Here is an 18,883-nt window from a genome sequence, read left to right as displayed (position 1 = left end):
ACCTGCGTTTTTCGGCCGGAAACGGTTGACGACAACACCGAAAGGATTTTCGCCAGGCCGCCGGATCCCATACCCCACGCCAGGCACTTAAGACATCGCCGTGCGGGCAAGATCGCGCCCCGGTCCGCCCCACGTCACCGGAGGCCTTGTCCATGCTTCTTTCCCTCAATTGGCTGCGTGAATTCGTCCCCTACGAAGGCTCCGTCACGACCCTTGCCGACCGGCTGACCATGCTGGGGCTGGAGGTCGAAGGAATCCACCGCCCCTTCGCCGCCTGCGAGCAGGTTGTGGTGGGCCATGTGCTCACACGGGACAAGCACCCCGGCGCGGACAAGCTCTCGGTCTGCACCGTGGACGTGGGCCGGGGAGATCCCTTGACCATCGTCTGCGGCGCGCCCAACGTGGCCGCCGGCCAGTACGTGCCCGTGGCCACCATCGGGACCGAGTTGCCCGGCGGGATCAAAATCAAGAAAAGCGCCATCCGGGGCGTGGAGTCCCACGGCATGATCTGCTCCGAGTCGGAGCTGGGGCTTGCCGACACGAGCGCCGGCATCCTGGTGCTGGAAGGCCAGCCCACTCCGGGGAGCGGGCTCACCGAAGCTCTGGGGCTGGATACGGACGTGCTGGAAATCTCCATCACGCCCAACCGGGCCGACTGCCTGTCGGTGCTGGGCATCGCGCGCGAAACCGCCCTGGCCTTCGATCTGCCGCTCTCCCTGCCCAAGGTCCGCCTGGTCGAACAGGGCCCGGACTGCCAGAGCCTGGTGCGCATCGAGATTCCCGAGCCCGACCAGTGCCCGGTGTACCGCGCCCGCATCCTGCGCGGAGCGGAGCTTCTTCCCAGCCCCGCGCCCATGCGGTACCGGCTGCGCGCCGTGGGCCAGCGTCCGGTCAACAACCTCGTGGACGTGACCAACTACGTTATGCTCGAACTCGGGCAGCCCCTGCACGCCTTTGACCGGTCGCTCCTGGCCGGCGACGTGATCAGCGTCCGACTGGCCCAGGAAGGACAACGCTTCACCACGCTGGACGGGCAGGAACGCATCCTCACCGCCCGCGACCTCACCATCTGCGACCAGGCCAAAACCGTGGCCCTGGCCGGCGTCATGGGCGGGGAAAACACCGAAATCAACGACCGCAGCTCCGACGTGCTTCTCGAATGCGCGGTGTTCAATCCGGCCACAATTCGCAAGACCGCCCGTCGCCTGGGACTTTCCAGCGAGTCGTCCTACCGTTTCGAGCGCGGGGTGGATCAGCCCGGATCGCTTTTCGCCCTGAATCGCGCCGCCGCTCTCATGGCCGAACTTTCCGGGGCCAGGTTGCTGCCGGGAATCGTGGGACACGAACCCAAGCCGTGGAAAAGCCCGGTGATTTCCTTCCGCCCCGAGCGCGCCACCGCCCTTTTGGGCGTGGAGATGACCCCGGAATTCTGCCGCAAGACCCTGCAAAACCTGGCCTGCGACGTGACCATCAAGCCCGGCCAGCCCTGGAGCGTGGTCCCGGCCCCCTGCCGCGTGGACCTGGAGCGCGAAGAGGATCTGGTCGAAGAGGTCGGCCGGGTCTACGGCATGGACCGCATTCCGGCCGTGCTACCCCATCTGGCCAAGACCATGACCGTGACCGACACCCTGGGCGCGACCTATCCCTTCCAGCGCCGCTTGCGCGCCTGGGCCGTGGGCGCGGGCCTGCGCGAGACCGTGAACTACAGTTTCGTTTCGCCCCAGGATCTGGACCTTTTGGGCCTGACCGGCGAGGGACGCGTGCCCGTGGCCAACCCCCTTTCCGAAGACCAGGGCGTCATGCGTACGGCCCTGGCCGCCGGACTGTTGCGCAGCGTGCGGGCCAACCTCACCCAGGGCAACGGCAACTTGCGCCTGTTCGAACTCGCCAAGGTCTTTACCGCCGACCGGGACAGCGAAACCACGGTCCGTGAATCCGAGCGGCTGGGAGTGGCGCTCTACGGCGCCCGGTTCTCCGGATATCCCTGGCCGGACGAAAAAACCGACTATATGGACCTCAAAGGGCTGGTGGAGCACCTGGTGCGCTCGCTCGGTCTGCCGGAAGCCGTCTTCGTTCAGATCAAGGATCATCCCTGGCTGCTGCCCTGCGTGGAGGCAACGGTCGCGGGCGTTTCCATCGGCTGCTTCGGCCGCGTGCTGCCGGACGTGGCCGAGTCGTATGAGGCCAAGGGACCGCTCTGGATGGCCGAACTCGACGCCGAGGCCCTGTTCTCCCTGCATAATCGCAAAAAAATCGTGTACGCCGGCCTGCCCAAGTTCCCCCCCGTGCGTCGCGACATGACCCTGGTGGCCCCTCGCGATCTGGCTGTCGGCGCCATGTTGGCCGGCGTGGATCAGGATCGGCCCGCGCTGCTCGAAGACGTGGCCGTCATCGACCTGTTCGAACCCGAGGGCAAGCCGGAAAAGAACGTTACCTTCCGTTTGACGTATCGGCACGCCGACCGCACCCTGAAGGACAAGGAAGTTGATTCCGTACATCAGGCGTTGTGCAAGGCCTTGACGAAGAGCCTGCCGGTGCGTTTTCAATAGCGAAAGCCTCGGACACAGTGCATGACAACGGGGGAAAGGCGGTCCTGCGGGACGGCCCTTCCCCCGTTTTGCGTTTGTTTTTCGCAAAGCCTTGCAGGTCCGATTCCCCGGCAACGACGCGTGCTTCCGAGAGAGTTGCGGTGTGCATTTTTGTTCGGGGGTTGGAGCGGTTGAAAGAGCGTGCAACAGCGAAGGATCATGAACGACACTCTCAAGGCAAAGCGTAACAAGAAGAACGGAAAAAGAACGTTACATCTTTATCCCGTGCAATTACAAAGCGTTTTGCCTTGACAAAAAAGTCAAGTGCAGACTACCCGATAGACAAACTGAAAAAGCCAACCCCACCGTGAGGTGGTGTGACGGAAAGCCATGGGTCTCGGTTTGAGACAGCCAGGCCGCCAAGGAGAATGTACAGGGTTTCTTGGCGGCTTTTTTCATAATTTTTTCGCTGCGTTGCTGGACGAGGCAGCGGAGCCGACATGCCGTTGGACCACTGACACCGCGACGTGACCGAAAAGGCATGACGGCAGATCGTCAGGGAGGATATTCGCAGAGCTTTTCTTGGCCGAAACGGAGCCGGCCCACTGCGTTCCGAAAGGAGTGTCGCCAGTTATGAAATGTTGGACGATAGGAGTCTTTATCGTAGCGGTCTGTTCCGCAGCTACCGTTGCCCATGCCAAAGGGCGATATTATGTCGGCTCTGCGCGTTGCGCCGAATGCCACGAAGAACAGTATAAGAATTTCACCAAGTATTCCAAAAAAGCAAATTCCTGGGAAACTCTTTCCCTGATGCTTCCCAAGCTGACAAGCGAAGAAGTCAAACAGTGCTATAAATGCCACACCACGGGGTACGGCCAGCAGGGCGGATTCGTGAGTCGGCAAGAGACGCCTGATATGGCCCAGGTGGGGTGTGAAACCTGCCATTCCCCGGGGAGCGAACATTGCGACACCGGTGAAAAAAGTTCGATCGTCAGGCGTCCTTCGGAAAAAGTTTGCACCGAGTGTCACAACAGCCAGCGGGTGGAAAGCTTTCGGTTCAAGCCGTTGCTGTATTCGGGCGCTCACTAGGAAGCCGTCATGAAAGTCGCAAAATCAATCAGTGCAAAAGTCACGTTGTCGGTCGTTTGTATTTCCTGTGTGGTCGTTTCCGCGATCGTTGCCATAGACGCTTTCAATGTTAACACACTATTGCAACAGCAGATACGTCATGCCGCCGAAACCGAGGCGGATCTGGCCTTCATTGGTATCGAAAAACCCATGCTGGTGGGAGACAACAACGCCACAATGCTCGAATTTGCCACGATCAAACGCAAATTCAAGGATATGTCCGTCTACCTGACGTCGTATTCCGGAAACGTCACCTACAGTACCGACGCCGCGACGATTCGCAAGGATTTTGGCAGCCTCCTGCAGGGGGACACACTGAAGGAGTTGCATCGGCGCGGTCTCAAACAGTCGGTTCGCGAGACCGTCTTCGTGCGGGAAAACGGACGCGACATGCTGGCCCGGGTCATCAGCATTCCCAACGAAGCGCGCTGTCATCACTGCCACGGCAGTTCACACGCGTTCGTAGGCCAGTTGGTGGTCCTGACGGACGTGTCCAGCCAGTGGAGCCTCATGCGGCGCCAGACGTACGTCTCGACCGGCGTGGGCCTGGTCGGACTGGTGCTTCTGGTCACCGCCAGCATTTTGATCATTCGCAAGATCTGCGTGAATCCCATACGCTGCCTGGCCCAATTGGCGAACAGGATCGCGTCCGGCGATTTCAGCGTGAATTTCCATTCGCGGCGGGAAGACGAAATCGGCCAACTGTCCTTGTCGTTGCATACGATGCTCGAACACATCAAGACGATGATGCAGGAGGCCGACATCTCCAACCGGGAGTTGTCGGAAAAAACAGCGCGCATCGAAAACGCGTTGGCCGACGTGGAATCGGCCAGGCAGGAGGCCGAACGCGCGACCCAGGCCGGACGATTGGATGCGGCGTGCCAACTTGAGGACGTGACCGAAATTCTCACGTCCACGTCCGAAAAGCTTTATGAGCAGATTACCCAGTCCAGTCAGGGCACCAATGAGCAGGCGGGCCGGACGAGCGAAGTGGCCACGGCCATGGAGCGGATGAACGACACGGTGCTCGAAGTGTCGCGCAATGCGGCCCAGGCCGCCGAAACCACGGACCAGGCCAGAGGCCAGGCCGAAAATGGCGCCAGGGTGGTCAACCAGGTGGTGCGGGGGATCGACCACCTGCAACGCCAGGCCTTGACCATGAAGGAAGGCATGTCCTCTCTGGGCGAACAGGCCCTGGGCATCGGCCAGATCATAAACGTGATTTCGGACATCGCGGACCAGACCAACCTTTTGGCGCTCAACGCCGCCATCGAGGCGGCCAGGGCCGGCGAAGCCGGGCGCGGTTTTGCCGTGGTGGCCGACGAAGTGCGCAAATTGGCCGAAAAGACCATGAGCGCCACCAAGGAAGTGGGGCAGGCCATTCACAACATCCAGGAGGGGACGCGTTCCAACATCGATAGCGTGGAGAGCACGGTCAAAACCATCGAGGAAGCCACGGCCCTGGCCAACGAGTCCGGGGAAGCCCTGGCCAGCATCGTGCGCCTGGTGGGGTTGGCCACGGACCAGGTGCGGACCATCGCCATCGCTTCGGAACAGCACACCACGGCCAGCGCCGAGATCAACAGCAACATCGACGGGGTGAACGCGATCTGCTCCGGGACGTCCCTGGCGATGCGTGCCGCATCGGAGGGCGTGGAGGAACTGGCCCGGCAGGCGCAGGTGCTCAAAAAGCTTATCGAAGAATTGAAGCGGGATGGAAGTGCCGAAAAGATCGCGCCTTTGGCTTTGAGGTAGCCGCCTGTAGCGAGACGCCGGTTGGCGTCCGCATCACGAAAAGCAAACCCGCGCGCAAGGAAATTGCGTCGCGGGTTTGCTTTGGGTTACGCCCGGCCGGGTTTTCCCCCTGGCCGTCGGGGCAAGCCCTTCTACTGCTTGGACGTGTCGGAGGGGGTGGGAACACCCTTGAACAAGTCGACGGCCCAGGGGGCGTCGGGAAAGTGCACGTCCAGGGGAATGGCCTGGGTGGCGAACTGCACGCCCGGAGTCCAGGCGAAATCCTCGCCCGTGGGCCAGGTGCGCACGTCGAGTTCGTAGATGGCGCGTCCCTTGGTGTAGGAGCGCATCCACAGCGTCTTGCCATCCGCTTCGGAACGGGCCGAAAAACCCACGCCATCGCCAGCGCCCAGCAGCACATGCAGCACGGGCTTGGCCTTGGCGAGATAGATTTCCTCACCGCGCACGCCCCAACCGCTCACGCCCACCACCAGGTTGACCGTGGGGCGGATGCTGGCGGCTTCCCGCTCCACGGCCTCGATGGCGGACACGGAGGGATCGGCCTTGGGGTCCTTGAGTTCGGGGAAAAAGATCAAACCGATTTTGCCGTTCGGCACGTCGATCACCTGGCTTTGGACCTTGTTCGAGAGGGTCTTCCAACCGGTGGGCGGGGCGAGACCGCGATCGGCCAACATCTTGGCCTCGCGGGAGCCGAGCGCGCCGGCCTGGTATCCCAGGCGGTCGAAGGCCTTGACCAGGGCCGGCCAGGCTTGGTTCTCGGGTTCCTCCTGACCGTCCGCGGCCAGGAATTCGTAGGGACCCGCCACGAACACCGACCAGCGGCTGGCTTCGGCGTTGGCCCGGATTCTTTCGAAAAGCGTGGCTCGCCTGGGCAAGCCCCCCAGGGCCTTGTTGCCGCAGACAGGGCAGGGGATGAACGTTCCGCCGTCATTGGCGCTGAAGAACAGGGAAACCAGGGGGTCGGCCGAGGCCGCCTGGGGTATGGCGGCAAACACCGTCAAAGCGAGAACGAGGCTGACAACTGCGCGCATGAAGCTCTCCTTCCTTAAGCGAGTTTGCATCCGGTGCGCGTCGCATGACCTTGCCGCGGCCGTCGGGGGCTGGCGCGTCCGGAAGGGGCGGGCCGGACCGGACATCGGACCGGCGGTGGCTTTCTATGCCACGTCGGCAAGCACTTATCCAGAGAATAAATGTATGGGATTTGCGGTATCTATCACCGCGTGGCAAAGGCGAGGGCACGGGCGGACGGGGCAATGTTGAGGGTGCGTATTGACATTGATTCTCAATTGCACTATTTCTCTCGCGTAAGCAACGAGAAAGGAGATCCCATGGTCCCGCTCAATCAATGTCAGGAAGGCAGCAGGGTGCGCATCGTTTCCCTCTGTCGAGATTCCCGGTGCCGGTGCAGGCTGTGCGCCATGGGGCTCACCCCTGGCGTGGAAGCGAGGGTCTGCGGCCGAGGCGGAGGATGCCGACTGCGCGTGCGCGGTGGGGAAGTCTGCCTGGGGGACAATCTGGCCAGAGAGGTCATGGTCAAGGAATTACCCTGACCGGTCGATCCGAAACGGCCCAGGCGGTGGCGTGTCCTAGCGAGGCGTGAAGGCTTGCGCGCGAAGGCGGCCGAAACGACCCTGGAAAAGCTCGACGGGATTGTTTCACCGGATCGCCTGGGGAGGAAAAAACCATGTTGGATACGATTGTCGTGAGCGTCGCCATATTGGCGGCGGTGGCGTTTTTGGTGGTTCGCTTCACCAGGAAGAGTGGAGGATGCGCCAGTTGTCCTCCGGGATGCAGTTGCTCGGTGAGGGATTCAAGAAAAAGTTTGGACGACAAACCGAAGGAATAAACGGTTCGCAAGCGAAAGAGCGAACAGCCCGACGCATGCATAGGCGTCCCCATCCGGCAGAGTGCGACGGGTGGGGACGTTTTCGTTGTGGGAGGCGAGTACGCGCCGGGGCCTGCCGGGTGGTGCGGAACGTGGCCTTTCGGTCCCACGCCGAGGGGAAGAGAAAATCGCGACTGCACATTGTCGAAGGGGGGCTTTGCCTGTAAAAAAGGACGTAACCGCCGCGCCCGTCCGTGGCTCCAATGAATACGAAGACCCGGATGCGCAGGGCGACGCGCCATGGGTCCTGACGCAAGGGGGAGGGGAGTCCTTCTTGCTCAAGCCCAGGGGGGAGCTCCCCCCTGGGACCCACAAACACCATCGCCAAGCGTCGGGCGCGAACCCGGCGGGTCTTGCAGGGAGCGGGCGTCGAACCGACGGGGCTTGCGGCCAAGGGACACATGAAACATACTGGGAAACCGGCGCTGTCCGACGCGCAAGCCGTTCAGCGGACGCTTGAAGGCGACACGCAAGCCTTCGCCGTGCTGGTCGAACGCCATCAGGGACCGTTGTTCGCCTACCTCGGTCGGCATCTGCCGACGTGCGAGGTGGCGGAGGCCGCCCAGGAAAGCTTTGTGCAGGCCTATGAAAAATTGGAGCAACTGCGTTCGCCCGAGGCCTTCAAGTCCTGGTTGTATGCCATAGCGTCCCGCTGGTGCATCCGCCATTGGCGTACGGGCCAGAACCGGCGCACGCTCAGCCTCGATGCCGCGCAGGAACAGTCGGCCACCTGGCTGGACGACCTGCTGACCGCCGACTCGCGCGAGCGCTTCGAAGCCTTGTCACGCGCGCGGGAAGCCAAGGCCCTGGTGGCCCGGCTCATGGAAGATCTCAAGCCCGAGGACCGCATCGCCCTGGGGCTGTATTACGTACAGGAACACGACACGGCCGAAATCGCCCAGATGCTCGGCTGGAGCGTGGAAAAGGTGAAGGTGCGCATGCACAGGGCCAGGAAGGCCATGGCCCGCAAACTCGATGCGTTGACGCAGGAGGAGAAACAATGAGCCGCATGACCCCTGAAGAACGAATCGACGCCCTGCTGTCGGGTGTTTTCAGGGCCGATTCCGACGCGCAGCCGCCTCTTGGGTTCACGGGAAGGGTGATGGCCCATGTTGGCGATCGTCAGTCCGGCACGGTGTTTTCGCGCATGTTCTGGCGCGTGGCCAGGCCTTTGCTGCTTTCCGGCTGGGCCGTGGCGGGGGTGCTGGCGATCATGGCCGCACGGGGATCGCTTCCGACGCAGGCGACGGGCATGAACTGGCTGGTCGCCGGCGGGTCGCTCTTGAACTACTTCACGTTGTAGAGGCGTTTGATGACGAAATATTCACCATGGCTGGCCGGCGCGGCCATATTTTTCACCGGAGCCGTGGTGGGGGCGCTCCTGCTGCTGGTTTTGGCCAGACCGATGGAGCCGTTCAAGCGCCCCCCCCACAAGCCCATGCCGGTCATGGTGCTCGACCATATGCAACACGACCTGGATTTGAGCAAGGAACAAGTCAGCGAGTTGAAGCCGGTGGTCGAGGAAATGGTGGAAAAACTCCATGAGGCCCGAAAGCCCTTCCAGAAAGCCGAGGAGGCCATTTTCACCGAGTACCAGGCCAAGATCGCCCAGCATCTCACGCCGGATCAGCGGCGCAAGCAGGAAGAACTTATCGCGCGCATGAAGAAAATGCGAGACGCGGGCTTTCCGCCTCCACCGGATGATCGCTTCGGCCCGCCGCCTCCCCCGCCCGGAGGAGGGCCGCTTCCCTTGGGGCCGTTGGGCGGTCCGCCGCCTGGGCCGCCGGACGGAGAGTTCGGCCCCGGTCCGCGTCCTTAGCAGGCTGTTGGAAAATCCTCGCTGGCTGCACGAATCGACTTTTTAGGCGGCCTGTTCGAGTGCGCGGTCACGGGAGGGAGCGTCTTTCTGAAATGACAGTCCGGCAGTTCCGGGCTGTCATTTTTTTTTGGCCGCCTGACACTTGGGACAAATGCCGTAGAGATACATTTTGTGGCTCGTCAGGAGAAACCCGTGCTTTTCGGCCAATTGCTCCTGAAGCCGCTCGATGGTTTCGTCGAAAATTTCCTCGTTGAGTCCGCAGACTTCGCAGATGAGATGATCGTGATGGGCCTTGCCCTGGTGCTGTTCGTAGCGGGTCATTCCGTCGCCGAAGTCCACTTCCTTGGCCAACCCCGATTCCGAGAGCAGCTTCAAGGTGCGATAGACTGTGGCTTGGCCTATGGTCTTGTAGTCTTTCTTGACCTGGGCGTAGAGTTCCTCGGACGTGACGTGTCCCTCCTGCTGGAGGAATACGTCGAGGATGTGCCGGCGTTGCGGCGTCATCTTGAGCTGCTTGGAAGCGACGTATTCGCTGAAGGTGGCATACGCGTCGGCCATGGTTTCTCTCCGGTTGTAAAGAGACGTTGCGGTGCCTGGAGGCGGCATGCTGATGAGACTGCTTACCGGAAACGCCACAACGCAACGCTTTGAGAAAAAGAAGGACACCCGCGCACGAACGACCCGGCGCGCGGGCCCTGTTTGAGATGCCGCAGGGGATGAAAACGATTCGCCTTGCGGCGCTGCTGATGCAGTTTACGCCCTCTTGGGCGCGGATTCAACACGGCTGGGGGATTTTCTTCCGGGGCGAAAGCCCCTGCGCGTGCTTGTCGCAAAGACCACTCTTTGCGTCCACATTGCAACGGGCGGCTACAGTATCCCGGGGGCGGCGGTCCGTCTGTCCGAACGGCCGAACAATGGCCAGAACACGGCGAGCAGAATCAGGCTGGCTGCGGCCTGCCAGAGGTAGCCCGTGGTGGAGGAATACAAGCTGCCGTAGCCCCAGAAATAGTATTCGGGAAAGTCCTTGGCCATGGGCAGCCAGAACTTGGAAAACACCAGCGAAGCCAGCCCGAAGGCGGTCAGACGCTTCGCGTCCAGGTCGCGATGCCAGGCAAGGACCACAAAGGGCGTCATCAGGACGAAGATGTCGGCCAGATGGCGAAATTCCGAATCGAGGCAGCGCAGCAGGCTGATGCCCAGGGCCACGATTCCGCCGGCGCCGAAGGAGGCCATGCCCTCCACGACCGCGCGCCAGCGGAACGCGGCCAGCAGGCAGATGGGGCCGAAGGAGACGAGCTTGTTGATCAGGAAGTAGCCCGGCAAATCAAACACCGGGAGCCAGAGGAAATAGCGCAACACCTGCGTGAGCGACCAGTCGTTCATCGCTCCGTTGGACAGGTGCCGCAGGGCGTGCCCGACGCCCAGGAGCAAGATCGCGGCCACGCCGAGACGGAACAGGCTGCGCCGGTTGAGGGCTTGCAGCACGCAGCGGACCGGATTGGTCCTGACCAGGGGATACACGGCCAGAACACAATAGGCCAAGGCCACGGCGATGCTGGCCCAGGCGAAGGGATTTCCGGATATTTTCCGGTAGTTGAGCTGACGGAAGGCGTTGATGTCGGCCATGAGCATCATGACGAAAAAAGCGGCGGTGATGGCCGCGGTAAGGGTCGCGGCCCAGCGCCAGGACAGCGGGCGACAGGGCGGGGTGTCACGCGAAACGGGAAACATCATGAGCGGCAGGGAGGTGAGCATGGCCAGCGGATTGACCAGTTGGCTCAAGACGAACACCACGCACTGGCCGACAAACCCGCCGGTCAGCCAGTAGCGAACCATGCCCGCGGCCAGGGCGAAAAACGCCGCGTCGTAGGTCATGGTGGGATAAAAGAGCACGTTTTTGGTCATTCCGTTCAGGCACAAGGCGCATGCGCCCAGGACCTCGCCCGCCGGGCCGATGGAAAGCGTCTTGCAGATGGAACGCCAGAAGAGCAGCGCGAGCAGTGAGCAGATGGCGCTCAGCGCCGCGCAGGCCGCGACAATGTTGCGGGGGGACGCGGGGAGATGCGTCAGCTTGAAGACCATGCCCAACAGAAAGGCCGGCAGCATGTGTTGCAGTTCGTAGAGGCTGGCCTTTCCCTGTAGGACGTCCTCGGGGTGGGCCACACGTTCGGCCCAACTGCTGGCGTGATAGCCGAGGCCGCCATTGATGGGAATTTTTTCGGAAAAGACGCCGTAGCAAAGCAGGAACATGAAGACCAGCGCGGGATACCAACGAAGAAAAGGCTTCCAGTCGATTTTCATGGGAAAAGCTCGAAAAGAAAAGTCATTTCTGTAAGAAATACAGGGAAGGGACACAGCCGGTGCTTGAAGCAGGGAAAGAAGGCTTGTTGATGCACGGCTCTTGCGATATGAGGAGCGTTGTCTGGATGGACATGTTGAAGAAGCGAATTCCATGCAACATTCATGATGAAGTATCATGCGACGCGCTCTTCTGTCCAGATTCATTTCACTGCGTGGCCATGTCAAAAAACTTGCGCGGGTGTTTCGATTGGTATATTTAATAAAGTTTCGAAATGATTTCTGGACGTGTTTTCATGAAGAGCAAAAAGAAAATCCTGATGGTCTTTCCCCCCCTCGGCATGTCGGGGTCCTTTGTCAGACATGCGCCGATCAGCCTGCTTTATGCTTCCAGCCGCCTGGTGAAACAGGGCTTCGACGTGGAAGTCTTCGACGCCAGGCTTTGCGCTTCCACCTGGCGCGAGGAGCTTCTCGCCCGGCTTGACGCTTCGGTTTTCCTGGTGGGGATTTCCGTGATGACGGGCGCGCCGGTCATGCGGGCGGTCGAAATCGCGGAAGTCGTCAAGCGCCATGACCCGGGCATCTCCGTGGTGTGGGGGGGGCCGTTCGCCACGTTCAATCCGGAAGTCATTTTGGAGCAGGACCCCAATACGGATTATGTGGTGAGCGGCTATGGGGCCCTGCCGTTTTTCACCCTGGTGGAAACGCTCTTGCGCGACCAACCTCTGCCCCGGATTCCCGGGGTGACAATGCGCGGGGAAGACGGCGGCCTGGTTTCCACGCCGGCGGACTGGAGCGCGCATGAAATCGTGGAATATCAGGATATTCCCTACGATCTCATCAAGGACTACTCCGTCTACGGGCAGTTGGACAACAAGAAGGTCATCTTTTCCCTCTACAGCGCCATGGGCTGCCCGTACAGGTGCGCGTTTTGCAGCTCTCCCGCGCTCTACAAAAACATCAAAAAAGATCGCTGGATTCCCTATTCGTCGACGGACGTCGTCGACCACATACAGCATGTCGTGGAAAACTACGGGGCCGAGTACATCTATTTTATCGATGACGACTCGTTCGTGGACCTTGACCATGTCGAACGCATCATCGATCTCATCGCGCAAAGAAACATCAAGGTCGGCCTGGGGTTTCGCGGGGCTCGGATAAACGAAATCAAGAAGATGAGCCACGACTTCATCGACAAGCTGGTCGACAGTGGAACGGACATCCTGCATATCGGCGCGGAAACGGGCAGCGACAGGCTGCTGGAAATGGTGCGCAAGAACTGCACCGTCGCCGACATCCTCGAATGCAACAGGAAATTGGCGAAACATTCGCGGATACGGTCCTTTTACAATTTCATCCTGGGGCTTCCCACGGAGACCATGGATGATCTCAAGGCCACGTGCAGGTTGATGCTTCGGCTCATAGAGGAAAATCCCCGGTGCATAATAAGCACGCCGAACCTGTTTCGTCCTCTTCCGGGCACGGAGCTTTTTGATAAGGTCCGTTCCGGCTGGAATTTCCAGCCTCCGAAAACCCTGGAGGAGTGGGGCAACGTCGAAGTGGAAACGGGATACGATCTGCCGTGGGTCTCGCCCGCCAACATGCATTTTATCAGTATGATGTTGATGAGCAGTTACTTCATCGACAACAAGATCAACAAGATGGAAACCGGAAATACCATGTTCATCAGGGTCCTGAAGCTGTTGAACGCCTTGTACGGACCGATCGCCCGCTTCAGGCTGAAGCATGGTATTGACAGGTTTCTGCTTGAGCGCAAGGCGTACGATCTGGTCAAGGGATTCATGTCGTGAGTCTGGAGTTTCGCAGGGGCTCAACCGCCTGGTGAAAAATCCTTGCTGGCTGTGTTGCTGCGAAAAAGTCAACCCCTGAACGGATGCCAACTACGCTTCGGGATTGACTTTTTTTCGCGCCTTGCCAGCAGGTTGTTTGAACAGGCCGCAAGAATCGACTTTTGGGGCGGGCTGTCAAGGCGAGCGCGAGAGGCACGTCAAACTCAGTCCGGTTGATTCGGATACAGGCATTGCGTTCGTCGGAGGTGTGATGGAGCTGACTATTCTCATGCCGTGCTTGAATGAAGCCGAGACGTTGCAGACGTGCATCGCAAAAGCCAGAGCGTTTCTGGATGCAAACTCCGTCGAAGGGGAAATCCTCATCGCCGACAACGGGAGCACCGATGGCTCCCAGCGCATAGCCGAGGAGGCCGGGGCCCGGGTCGTCAACGTGTCCGAGCGCGGATACGGCGCGGCCATACGCGGGGGCATACTCGCCGCCAAGGGGGAGTACGTCATTGTCGGCGACGCGGACGACAGCTATGATTTCTCGGATCTTTCAGGCTTTTTGTCCGCCCTGCGCAACGGCGCCGAACTGGTCATGGGCAACCGCTTTCGCGGCGGCATTCAGGATGGCGCCATGCCGCCGTTGCACCAGTACCTGGGGACGCCGGTCATCAGTCTGATCGGGCGGCTGTTCTTCAAGGCCCCCATCGGGGACTTCAATTGCGGACTGCGCGGCTTCAAGCGAACAAGCATCCTGGCCTTGAACATCAGTTCTCCGGGAATGGAGTTCGCCAGCGAAATGATCGCGGTTTCCGCGTTGAACAAGTTGCGCATCCGCGAAGTGCCCACCAAACTCTATCCGGACGGGAGATCGCGAAAGCCCCACCTGCGCACCTGGCGCGACGGCTGGAGGCATTTGCGCCTACTGTTGATGCTCTCCCCGCGCTGGCTGTTTTTGTACCCGGGGATCGCGCTCGTCCTGCTGGGCGTGATCGGCGCCCTGGCCACGGGGTTTAGCCGGGTGACCATCGGCGGCATCAATTTCGAAAACAAGACCTTCTACTGCTGCTGTCTTATTCTGCTCTTGGGCGTTCAGGTATTGACGTTCGGAGCGCTTACCCGGCTGCTTGCCGCTCGGCTGGAAATACTTCCCCATACCAAGACGTCCCAGTTCATCAACCGGGTCATTCAGGAAGACATTCTCATCGTCGTTGGGGTGCTCGCCGCCGCGGGCCTGGCCATGGTCGGCTATTGCGTATACTATTGGGCCAGCATAACATTTCAGGACATTTATGTCCGAGAGCTCGACAGATTGTTGATGTTCGGTATCACGTTAATCACTAGCAGCGTGCAATTGTTTTTTTCCAGCTTTTTGTACACGATCATCTCGAAGATCGACGCGCGCAAATAACCGCATCCTCTTGCGCAGGGCATTCGCCCCTCCAGTACGCTGGCCGGGTGACCCGGCGAGCGAATGCGGTGAGCCAACCCGGTCTTTTTGCGAAGAAAAACGGAGCGTGCCGTGAGTTCTCCCTTGGCCAAGCAGAGGAAATCCTTCGTCGACAGATTGCTTGTCGGCTTTCACCAGCGCGCCGCCCATGGAAAACGGCTGGAAAAATTGCGCGTCGTTCTTGGGGAAACCCTGCAAAGTCTGCCCTTGGGCGGCGGGGGGATCTCCATGCTCGACGTGGGGTGCGGCGACATGCGCCTTTCCGAGTCCCTGGCCGGGGCGCGCCCGGATGTCGAATTGACCTGCCTCGACGTCTATTCGCCTCCGCAGGGGGGGCCGGATGCCTCCCGGTGGGCCAAGTACAGACGGTTCGACGGCACGCGGCTCGAGTTTGCCGACAAACGCTACGATGTCGTGCTTCTCGTGGATGTCCTGCATCACGCCGAGGCGGAAAATCGGCCGCATCTTTTGCGTGAGGCCGTCCGTGTGGGCCGCCATGTGATCGTCAAGGACCACTTTCAATACGGGGTGGTCAGCAACGCCACGCTGCGCCTGATGGATTTCGTAGGAAACTGGGGATACGGCGTCTCGGTCCCGCGTCGGTACTTTACCCCGGACGATTTCGGGCTGCTGGTCGCAAGCGCCGGCGCACGGGAAAGGTCACGCCGCGTCGGCGTCGATCTTTACGGGAGCCGTTTGCTCCGATCCGTCATAAAGCCCGAATACCATTTCATCTCAGTTTTGGAGGAAATGTCATAACAGGCTGAAATATAACGTGTTTCGTCGGGAGTGACGCGCCTGCGTTGCGCCATTGCCCGCATCGAATAACTAGGGTAGTCTCGACAACGTTTCGATCTCCCCGGAAAAAGCGCCCATGACCAAGAAATTTTTCATATTCGCCTCGGCGGCCCTCATCGTGTTGGGGCTTTGCATGTGGCGTTTGGGATTGCGCGCGCAACAAGATCTTTCCGCCGTGGCCAACAGCCAGTTCAACCGGCAGCAGTTCATTCTGGCTGAAAAAATCGCCCACGACATCACTCTGCATTACCAATTCCTTCAGACCAATCTGCTCGAACTGGCCCAGATCTGGCGCAGACAGGCCCCCCGGCGCGAGGACCACTCCGTGCCCTTCGGCGACTTCCAGGAAATCCTGCGCCAAAGCTGCGTGTTGGCCATCGGCGTGGTCCTGCCGGGCGGTTCGCCGAAACTGCTCACCCAGGACGGCTTTCTCAACCCGCCGTTCGGCCTGGACGTGGACGCCCTTTCCGACTGGTCCAAGCACGCGCCCTCCGAAGAGACCGTTCTCACCACGCGGTGCGTCACGCCTTCGGCCGGGCCCTTTGTCGGGCGCACGGTCAATACGCTGGTCACCCGGCTGCACTCCGAACAGGCCGGCATCCAGGAGCCGGGCACGCTCTTTTTCGTGGTGGACGCCCAGGCCGTGGCCAGGCGCTACGCCCACGACGTGCGCTCGGGACAGACCGGGTACGCCTGGGTGATCGACTCGCGGGGGGATTTTCTCGACCACTATGTCGAGGAGTTCATCGGCAAGAGCGCGTTCCATGCCCGTTCCGCCCTGAACGCCGAGATCGATTTCAGCCGGGTCAACACCATCATGCGCGACCGCATGCTGGCCGGCGAGCAGGGGGAGGACTGGTACGTCAGCGGCTGGCACCGCGCGTCCCGGGGCATCGTGAAGAAGCTCATCGCCTATCACCCCGCCCCCCTGGGACGCGACCGCCAAGAGCCGGTATTCTGGTCCGTGGCCGTGGTCGCGCCCATTTCCGAGGCCGAAGAGATCATTTCCTCGGTTCTGTCGCGCGAAATGCTCATGGCCGGGGCCTTTCAGGTGGTGGTGTTCTGCGGCCTGGCGGTGACCGTCTACTTTGCTCTGCGCTGGTCGTCCTCGCTCAAGAGCGAAGTGGACATCCGCACGGCCGAACTGATCGAGGCGCGCGACACCCTGCACGCCAACCTGAAAAAGCTCATCGACACGCAGGAGCGGCTCATCCGGTCCGAACGTTTCGCGGCCATTGGCGAGGCCGCGGCCCACATTTCCCATGAGATCAAGAATCCGCTTATGATCATCGGCGGATTTGCCCGACAGGTGCGCCGCGTGCTCGATCCGTCGAGCAAGGAGGCGCACAAGCTGGAAATGGTGGAGGAAGAAACCCAGCGCCTGGAATCCATGCTGAACGAGGTGCGCGACTTCACTCGTCCGGCGGCGCCCAAGCTGGAATTTTTCGACATCAACGCCACGGTGCGCGATACCGTCGCCCTGGTGGAAGCCGAACTGACCGCGCGCAACGTGGCCATCAAGATGAATTTGGCCCCGATTCTTCCGCCGACTCCGCATGATCCGGCCCAGATGCGCCAGGTGCTCCTCAACCTGATCAAGAACGCCGCCGAGGCCATGGAGTCCGGCGGAACCGTCACGTTGACAAGCCGCGCCGACCAGAACTGCGCGGAAATCCTGGTGGAAGACACCGGGCCGGGATTGGCTCCCGATCAACTGAAGATGGTCTTCAACCCCTTCTTCACCACCAAGGAGCACGGCACCGGCTTGGGATTGGCCGTGTGTTTTCGCATCATGAGCGACCACCATGGCGACATCCGGGTGGAATCCACGCCCGGCAAGGGGTGCCGCTTCACCCTTTCCCTTCCTCTGGACCATGGACGCGCGGCCGAAACCACCGCTTGAGTCCGGCCTTTCCGCTTTATCTTATTAAACGACGAGCAAATAGGGGACGCCGCCAGGGCGTCCCCCGCAAATGGCCCACGCACGCCCGGCCTGCCGGGAGAGGATGCCGGATGGCGGGCCGTATTGCCCTGTGTCGCGCGTGTCGGACCGGCCGCATGGTGCGAGCGAAATCGTTCCCCCACCCCCGCTTGATGCGGCTGTGAACATCCCTGTCGTTTTCGTGCGGTCCGTCATGCGCGGCGCGTTTTCGGCGGACGATCCGTGTCCGCTTTCGTGTTTCAGCCGGTCGGTCAACCCAGAGCGCTGAGCTGTGACGAGGACAGATCGCGCATGAGCAGGCTGGTCAGCAGGCTGTTGGAGCTCTGGTTGTAGAGAAATCCCGCGTACTGCTGGCTCGATTCCGTGTCCGAGTCCGACTGCCCCTGGGTCTGGGACGCCGTCGTCGGCGGAGGCGGCGGTGGCGGAGGCGTTGCGTCCTGCGTGGTCAGGGCCGAGCCGGTCTGGGACGCCTGGTTGAAGGTCGCGGACATCTGGGAGAGCATGGCGCTTTCGCCTGGGTCGGTGGATTGTCCGGCCTGGGTGGCCAGGTCCTCGGCGATGGTCTCGGTGAGCTCCTTGTACATGTCCTGGTTGGTGGCCTGCAACTTGTTGAGCTCCTGGATCAGTTGGTCCAGATAGGAGCCGGCGTTGGAGGCCTGGGACAGGGCGGATGAAAAGCTCGTGGACGCGTTGGAGCTGGTGGACGACAGGTCGGACGCGATGATGCTCGCGGCGCTGGACAGGCCGTCCTGACCGGAGCTCGAGGTCTGCGACCCGTCCGAAGCGCTCGATGTCTGGGACGACGATGGCGGCGGTGGCGGAGGGCCGTCCGGCTTGAGGCTGTCCATGCTGCCGGTTTCGGCCGCCGTGGAGAACTTGCCCGCCAGCTCGGTGAGCATGGTGCTTTCGGTGGTGTCCGAGGTGCTGGACGCCTGGGTGGTGAGGTCCGCAGATATCTGCGAGGCCAGTTCCTTGAAGGCGTCGTTGTCTGTCTTGGAGAGGGTCATGAGCTGGCTCATGAGCTTTCCCATCTCGGATACGCTGCTCTTGTCCGTGGTGGATGAAAAGGAACTCGTGGACGATGTGCCGTTCGAGGAACCGAGATTCGAACTGATCGCGTCGATTCCATATATCGACGACAGGGGATCGTAGCTCGATACCGATGAAATGGACATGGGCTTCCTCCTTGCGTGACGCCCTGGAAATCGAGGGGAGGGAAGATTTTTCCCCGGTGCTTTTCAAGACGGCGCCATGCGGGAATAGCAAGCGGGATACCCTGGAAGCGGATTTTACGGCTCTTGCGGCCCGAGGATGCACCGACTCTCCAAAGTGTAATGTTGGTAATGGAACCAATTTGGTTCCACTTGCAACAATCCAGGCAGGCGCGGACTTTCGGCGAAGGCTCAGGAATTGGGGCGCCGTGGCGCTGCGTTCGTCGGAAAGGCCCACAGGCGCGTTGCGGAACGGGGAGGGGTATATTTTGC

16 protein-coding genes and 1 riboswitch are annotated in these 18,883 nt (G+C 61.0%); of the genes, 12 read left to right on the top strand and 4 right to left on the bottom strand.

Annotated features, from left to right (window positions below):
- Positions 1-152 precede the first annotated feature (152 nt).
- From pheT to ACYQ01_RS07975, 3 genes are all read left to right on the top strand, one after another.
- The gene (pheT, locus tag ACYQ01_RS07985) at positions 153-2,549 is read left to right on the top strand and encodes a phenylalanine--tRNA ligase subunit beta (RefSeq protein WP_459933305.1); all 2,397 of its coding nucleotides are present in this window, start codon (positions 153-155) and stop codon (positions 2,547-2,549) included.
- A gap of 324 nt (positions 2,550-2,873) precedes the next feature.
- A riboswitch (cyclic di-GMP riboswitch) is annotated at positions 2,874-2,952 on the top strand.
- A 209-nt stretch (positions 2,953-3,161) separates the two neighbouring features.
- On the top strand, positions 3,162-3,617 hold the full coding sequence (locus tag ACYQ01_RS07980) for a multiheme c-type cytochrome (protein ID WP_459933304.1): 456 nt from the start codon (positions 3,162-3,164) through the stop codon (positions 3,615-3,617).
- A 120-nt stretch (positions 3,618-3,737) separates the two neighbouring features.
- The gene (locus ACYQ01_RS07975) at positions 3,738-5,411 is read left to right on the top strand and encodes a methyl-accepting chemotaxis protein (protein ID WP_459933303.1); all 1,674 of its coding nucleotides are present in this window, start codon (positions 3,738-3,740) and stop codon (positions 5,409-5,411) included.
- A 131-nt stretch (positions 5,412-5,542) separates the two neighbouring features.
- Here the strand turns inward: ACYQ01_RS07975 and ACYQ01_RS07970 are convergent, their stop codons facing one another.
- Positions 5,543-6,442 carry a UshA-like (seleno)protein family 2 gene (locus ACYQ01_RS07970; RefSeq protein ID WP_459933302.1) on the bottom strand — a complete coding sequence of 300 codons (900 nt, stop codon included), beginning with the start codon at positions 6,440-6,442 and terminating at the stop codon, positions 5,543-5,545.
- 297 nt (positions 6,443-6,739) lie between these two features.
- Between ACYQ01_RS07970 and ACYQ01_RS07965 the strand changes: the two genes are divergently transcribed.
- The 5 genes from ACYQ01_RS07965 (at position 6,740) to ACYQ01_RS07945 (ending at position 9,115) form a co-directional block, all read left to right on the top strand.
- The gene (locus tag ACYQ01_RS07965) at positions 6,740-6,961 is read left to right on the top strand and encodes a FeoA family protein (RefSeq protein ID WP_459933301.1); all 222 of its coding nucleotides are present in this window, start codon (positions 6,740-6,742) and stop codon (positions 6,959-6,961) included.
- Positions 6,962-7,095: 134 nt separating this feature from the next.
- Positions 7,096-7,257, top strand: coding sequence for a FeoB-associated Cys-rich membrane protein (locus ACYQ01_RS07960; protein ID WP_459933300.1), 162 nt, complete (start codon positions 7,096-7,098; stop codon positions 7,255-7,257).
- Positions 7,258-7,697: 440 nt separating this feature from the next.
- The gene (locus ACYQ01_RS07955) at positions 7,698-8,300 is read left to right on the top strand and encodes an RNA polymerase sigma factor (RefSeq protein ID WP_459933299.1); all 603 of its coding nucleotides are present in this window, start codon (positions 7,698-7,700) and stop codon (positions 8,298-8,300) included.
- Positions 8,297-8,599, top strand: coding sequence for a hypothetical protein (locus ACYQ01_RS07950; RefSeq protein ID WP_459933298.1), 303 nt, complete (start codon positions 8,297-8,299; stop codon positions 8,597-8,599). The genes ACYQ01_RS07955 and ACYQ01_RS07950 overlap by 4 nt, the downstream gene beginning before the upstream one ends.
- A gap of 9 nt (positions 8,600-8,608) precedes the next feature.
- On the top strand, positions 8,609-9,115 hold the full coding sequence (locus ACYQ01_RS07945) for a hypothetical protein (RefSeq protein ID WP_459933297.1): 507 nt from the start codon (positions 8,609-8,611) through the stop codon (positions 9,113-9,115).
- A 117-nt stretch (positions 9,116-9,232) separates the two neighbouring features.
- Here the strand turns inward: ACYQ01_RS07945 and ACYQ01_RS07940 are convergent, their stop codons facing one another.
- Together ACYQ01_RS07940 and ACYQ01_RS07935 are read right to left on the bottom strand one after the other, a co-directional pair.
- Positions 9,233-9,673, bottom strand: coding sequence for a Fur family transcriptional regulator (locus ACYQ01_RS07940; protein ID WP_459933296.1), 441 nt, complete (start codon positions 9,671-9,673; stop codon positions 9,233-9,235).
- A gap of 309 nt (positions 9,674-9,982) precedes the next feature.
- Positions 9,983-11,416 carry a hypothetical protein gene (locus ACYQ01_RS07935; RefSeq protein ID WP_459933295.1) on the bottom strand — a complete coding sequence of 478 codons (1,434 nt, stop codon included), beginning with the start codon at positions 11,414-11,416 and terminating at the stop codon, positions 9,983-9,985.
- A 293-nt stretch (positions 11,417-11,709) separates the two neighbouring features.
- Here ACYQ01_RS07935 and ACYQ01_RS07930 point away from each other — a divergent pair, with 293 nt between their 5' ends.
- The 4 genes from ACYQ01_RS07930 (at position 11,710) to ACYQ01_RS07915 (ending at position 17,360) form a co-directional block, all read left to right on the top strand.
- Entirely contained in the window at positions 11,710-13,224 is a 1,515-nt protein-coding gene (locus ACYQ01_RS07930) for a B12-binding domain-containing radical SAM protein (RefSeq protein WP_459933294.1), read from the top strand.
- A gap of 250 nt (positions 13,225-13,474) precedes the next feature.
- Complete coding sequence (locus ACYQ01_RS07925; RefSeq protein ID WP_459933293.1) at positions 13,475-14,620, top strand: glycosyltransferase family 2 protein; 1,146 nt, start codon at positions 13,475-13,477, stop codon at positions 14,618-14,620.
- A 111-nt stretch (positions 14,621-14,731) separates the two neighbouring features.
- Positions 14,732-15,418 carry a class I SAM-dependent methyltransferase gene (locus ACYQ01_RS07920; protein WP_459933292.1) on the top strand — a complete coding sequence of 229 codons (687 nt, stop codon included), beginning with the start codon at positions 14,732-14,734 and terminating at the stop codon, positions 15,416-15,418.
- Between the two features lie 115 nt (positions 15,419-15,533).
- Positions 15,534-17,360: an ATP-binding protein gene (locus tag ACYQ01_RS07915; RefSeq protein WP_459933291.1), complete on the top strand. Its 1,827-nt coding sequence runs from the start codon at positions 15,534-15,536 to the stop codon at positions 17,358-17,360.
- Between the two features lie 290 nt (positions 17,361-17,650).
- Here the strand turns inward: ACYQ01_RS07915 and ACYQ01_RS07910 are convergent, their stop codons facing one another.
- Positions 17,651-18,574, bottom strand: coding sequence for a hypothetical protein (locus tag ACYQ01_RS07910; RefSeq protein ID WP_459933290.1), 924 nt, complete (start codon positions 18,572-18,574; stop codon positions 17,651-17,653).
- Positions 18,575-18,883 lie beyond the last annotated feature (309 nt).

It is taken from the genome of Fundidesulfovibrio butyratiphilus (assembly GCF_054657235.1).
This window is presented reverse-complemented; position numbering and strand designations above follow the sequence as displayed.

Coding starts and splice junctions, on each gene's coding strand:
- ACYQ01_RS07965 (WP_459933301.1), top strand. CDS start 6,740: ATGGTCCCGCTCAATCAATGTCAGGAAGGCAGCAGGGTGCGCATCGTT.
- ACYQ01_RS07955 (WP_459933299.1), top strand. CDS start 7,698: ATGAAACATACTGGGAAACCGGCGCTGTCCGACGCGCAAGCCGTTCAG.
- ACYQ01_RS07940 (WP_459933296.1), bottom strand. CDS start 9,673: ATGGCCGACGCGTATGCCACCTTCAGCGAATACGTCGCTTCCAAGCAG.
- pheT (WP_459933305.1), top strand. CDS start 153: ATGCTTCTTTCCCTCAATTGGCTGCGTGAATTCGTCCCCTACGAAGGC.
- ACYQ01_RS07935 (WP_459933295.1), bottom strand. CDS start 11,416: ATGAAAATCGACTGGAAGCCTTTTCTTCGTTGGTATCCCGCGCTGGTC.
- ACYQ01_RS07915 (WP_459933291.1), top strand. CDS start 15,534: ATGACCAAGAAATTTTTCATATTCGCCTCGGCGGCCCTCATCGTGTTG.
- ACYQ01_RS07980 (WP_459933304.1), top strand. CDS start 3,162: ATGAAATGTTGGACGATAGGAGTCTTTATCGTAGCGGTCTGTTCCGCA.
- ACYQ01_RS07910 (WP_459933290.1), bottom strand. CDS start 18,574: ATGTCCATTTCATCGGTATCGAGCTACGATCCCCTGTCGTCGATATAT.
- ACYQ01_RS07960 (WP_459933300.1), top strand. CDS start 7,096: ATGTTGGATACGATTGTCGTGAGCGTCGCCATATTGGCGGCGGTGGCG.
- ACYQ01_RS07945 (WP_459933297.1), top strand. CDS start 8,609: ATGACGAAATATTCACCATGGCTGGCCGGCGCGGCCATATTTTTCACC.
- ACYQ01_RS07925 (WP_459933293.1), top strand. CDS start 13,475: ATGGAGCTGACTATTCTCATGCCGTGCTTGAATGAAGCCGAGACGTTG.
- ACYQ01_RS07930 (WP_459933294.1), top strand. CDS start 11,710: ATGAAGAGCAAAAAGAAAATCCTGATGGTCTTTCCCCCCCTCGGCATG.
- ACYQ01_RS07950 (WP_459933298.1), top strand. CDS start 8,297: ATGAGCCGCATGACCCCTGAAGAACGAATCGACGCCCTGCTGTCGGGT.
- ACYQ01_RS07970 (WP_459933302.1), bottom strand. CDS start 6,442: ATGCGCGCAGTTGTCAGCCTCGTTCTCGCTTTGACGGTGTTTGCCGCC.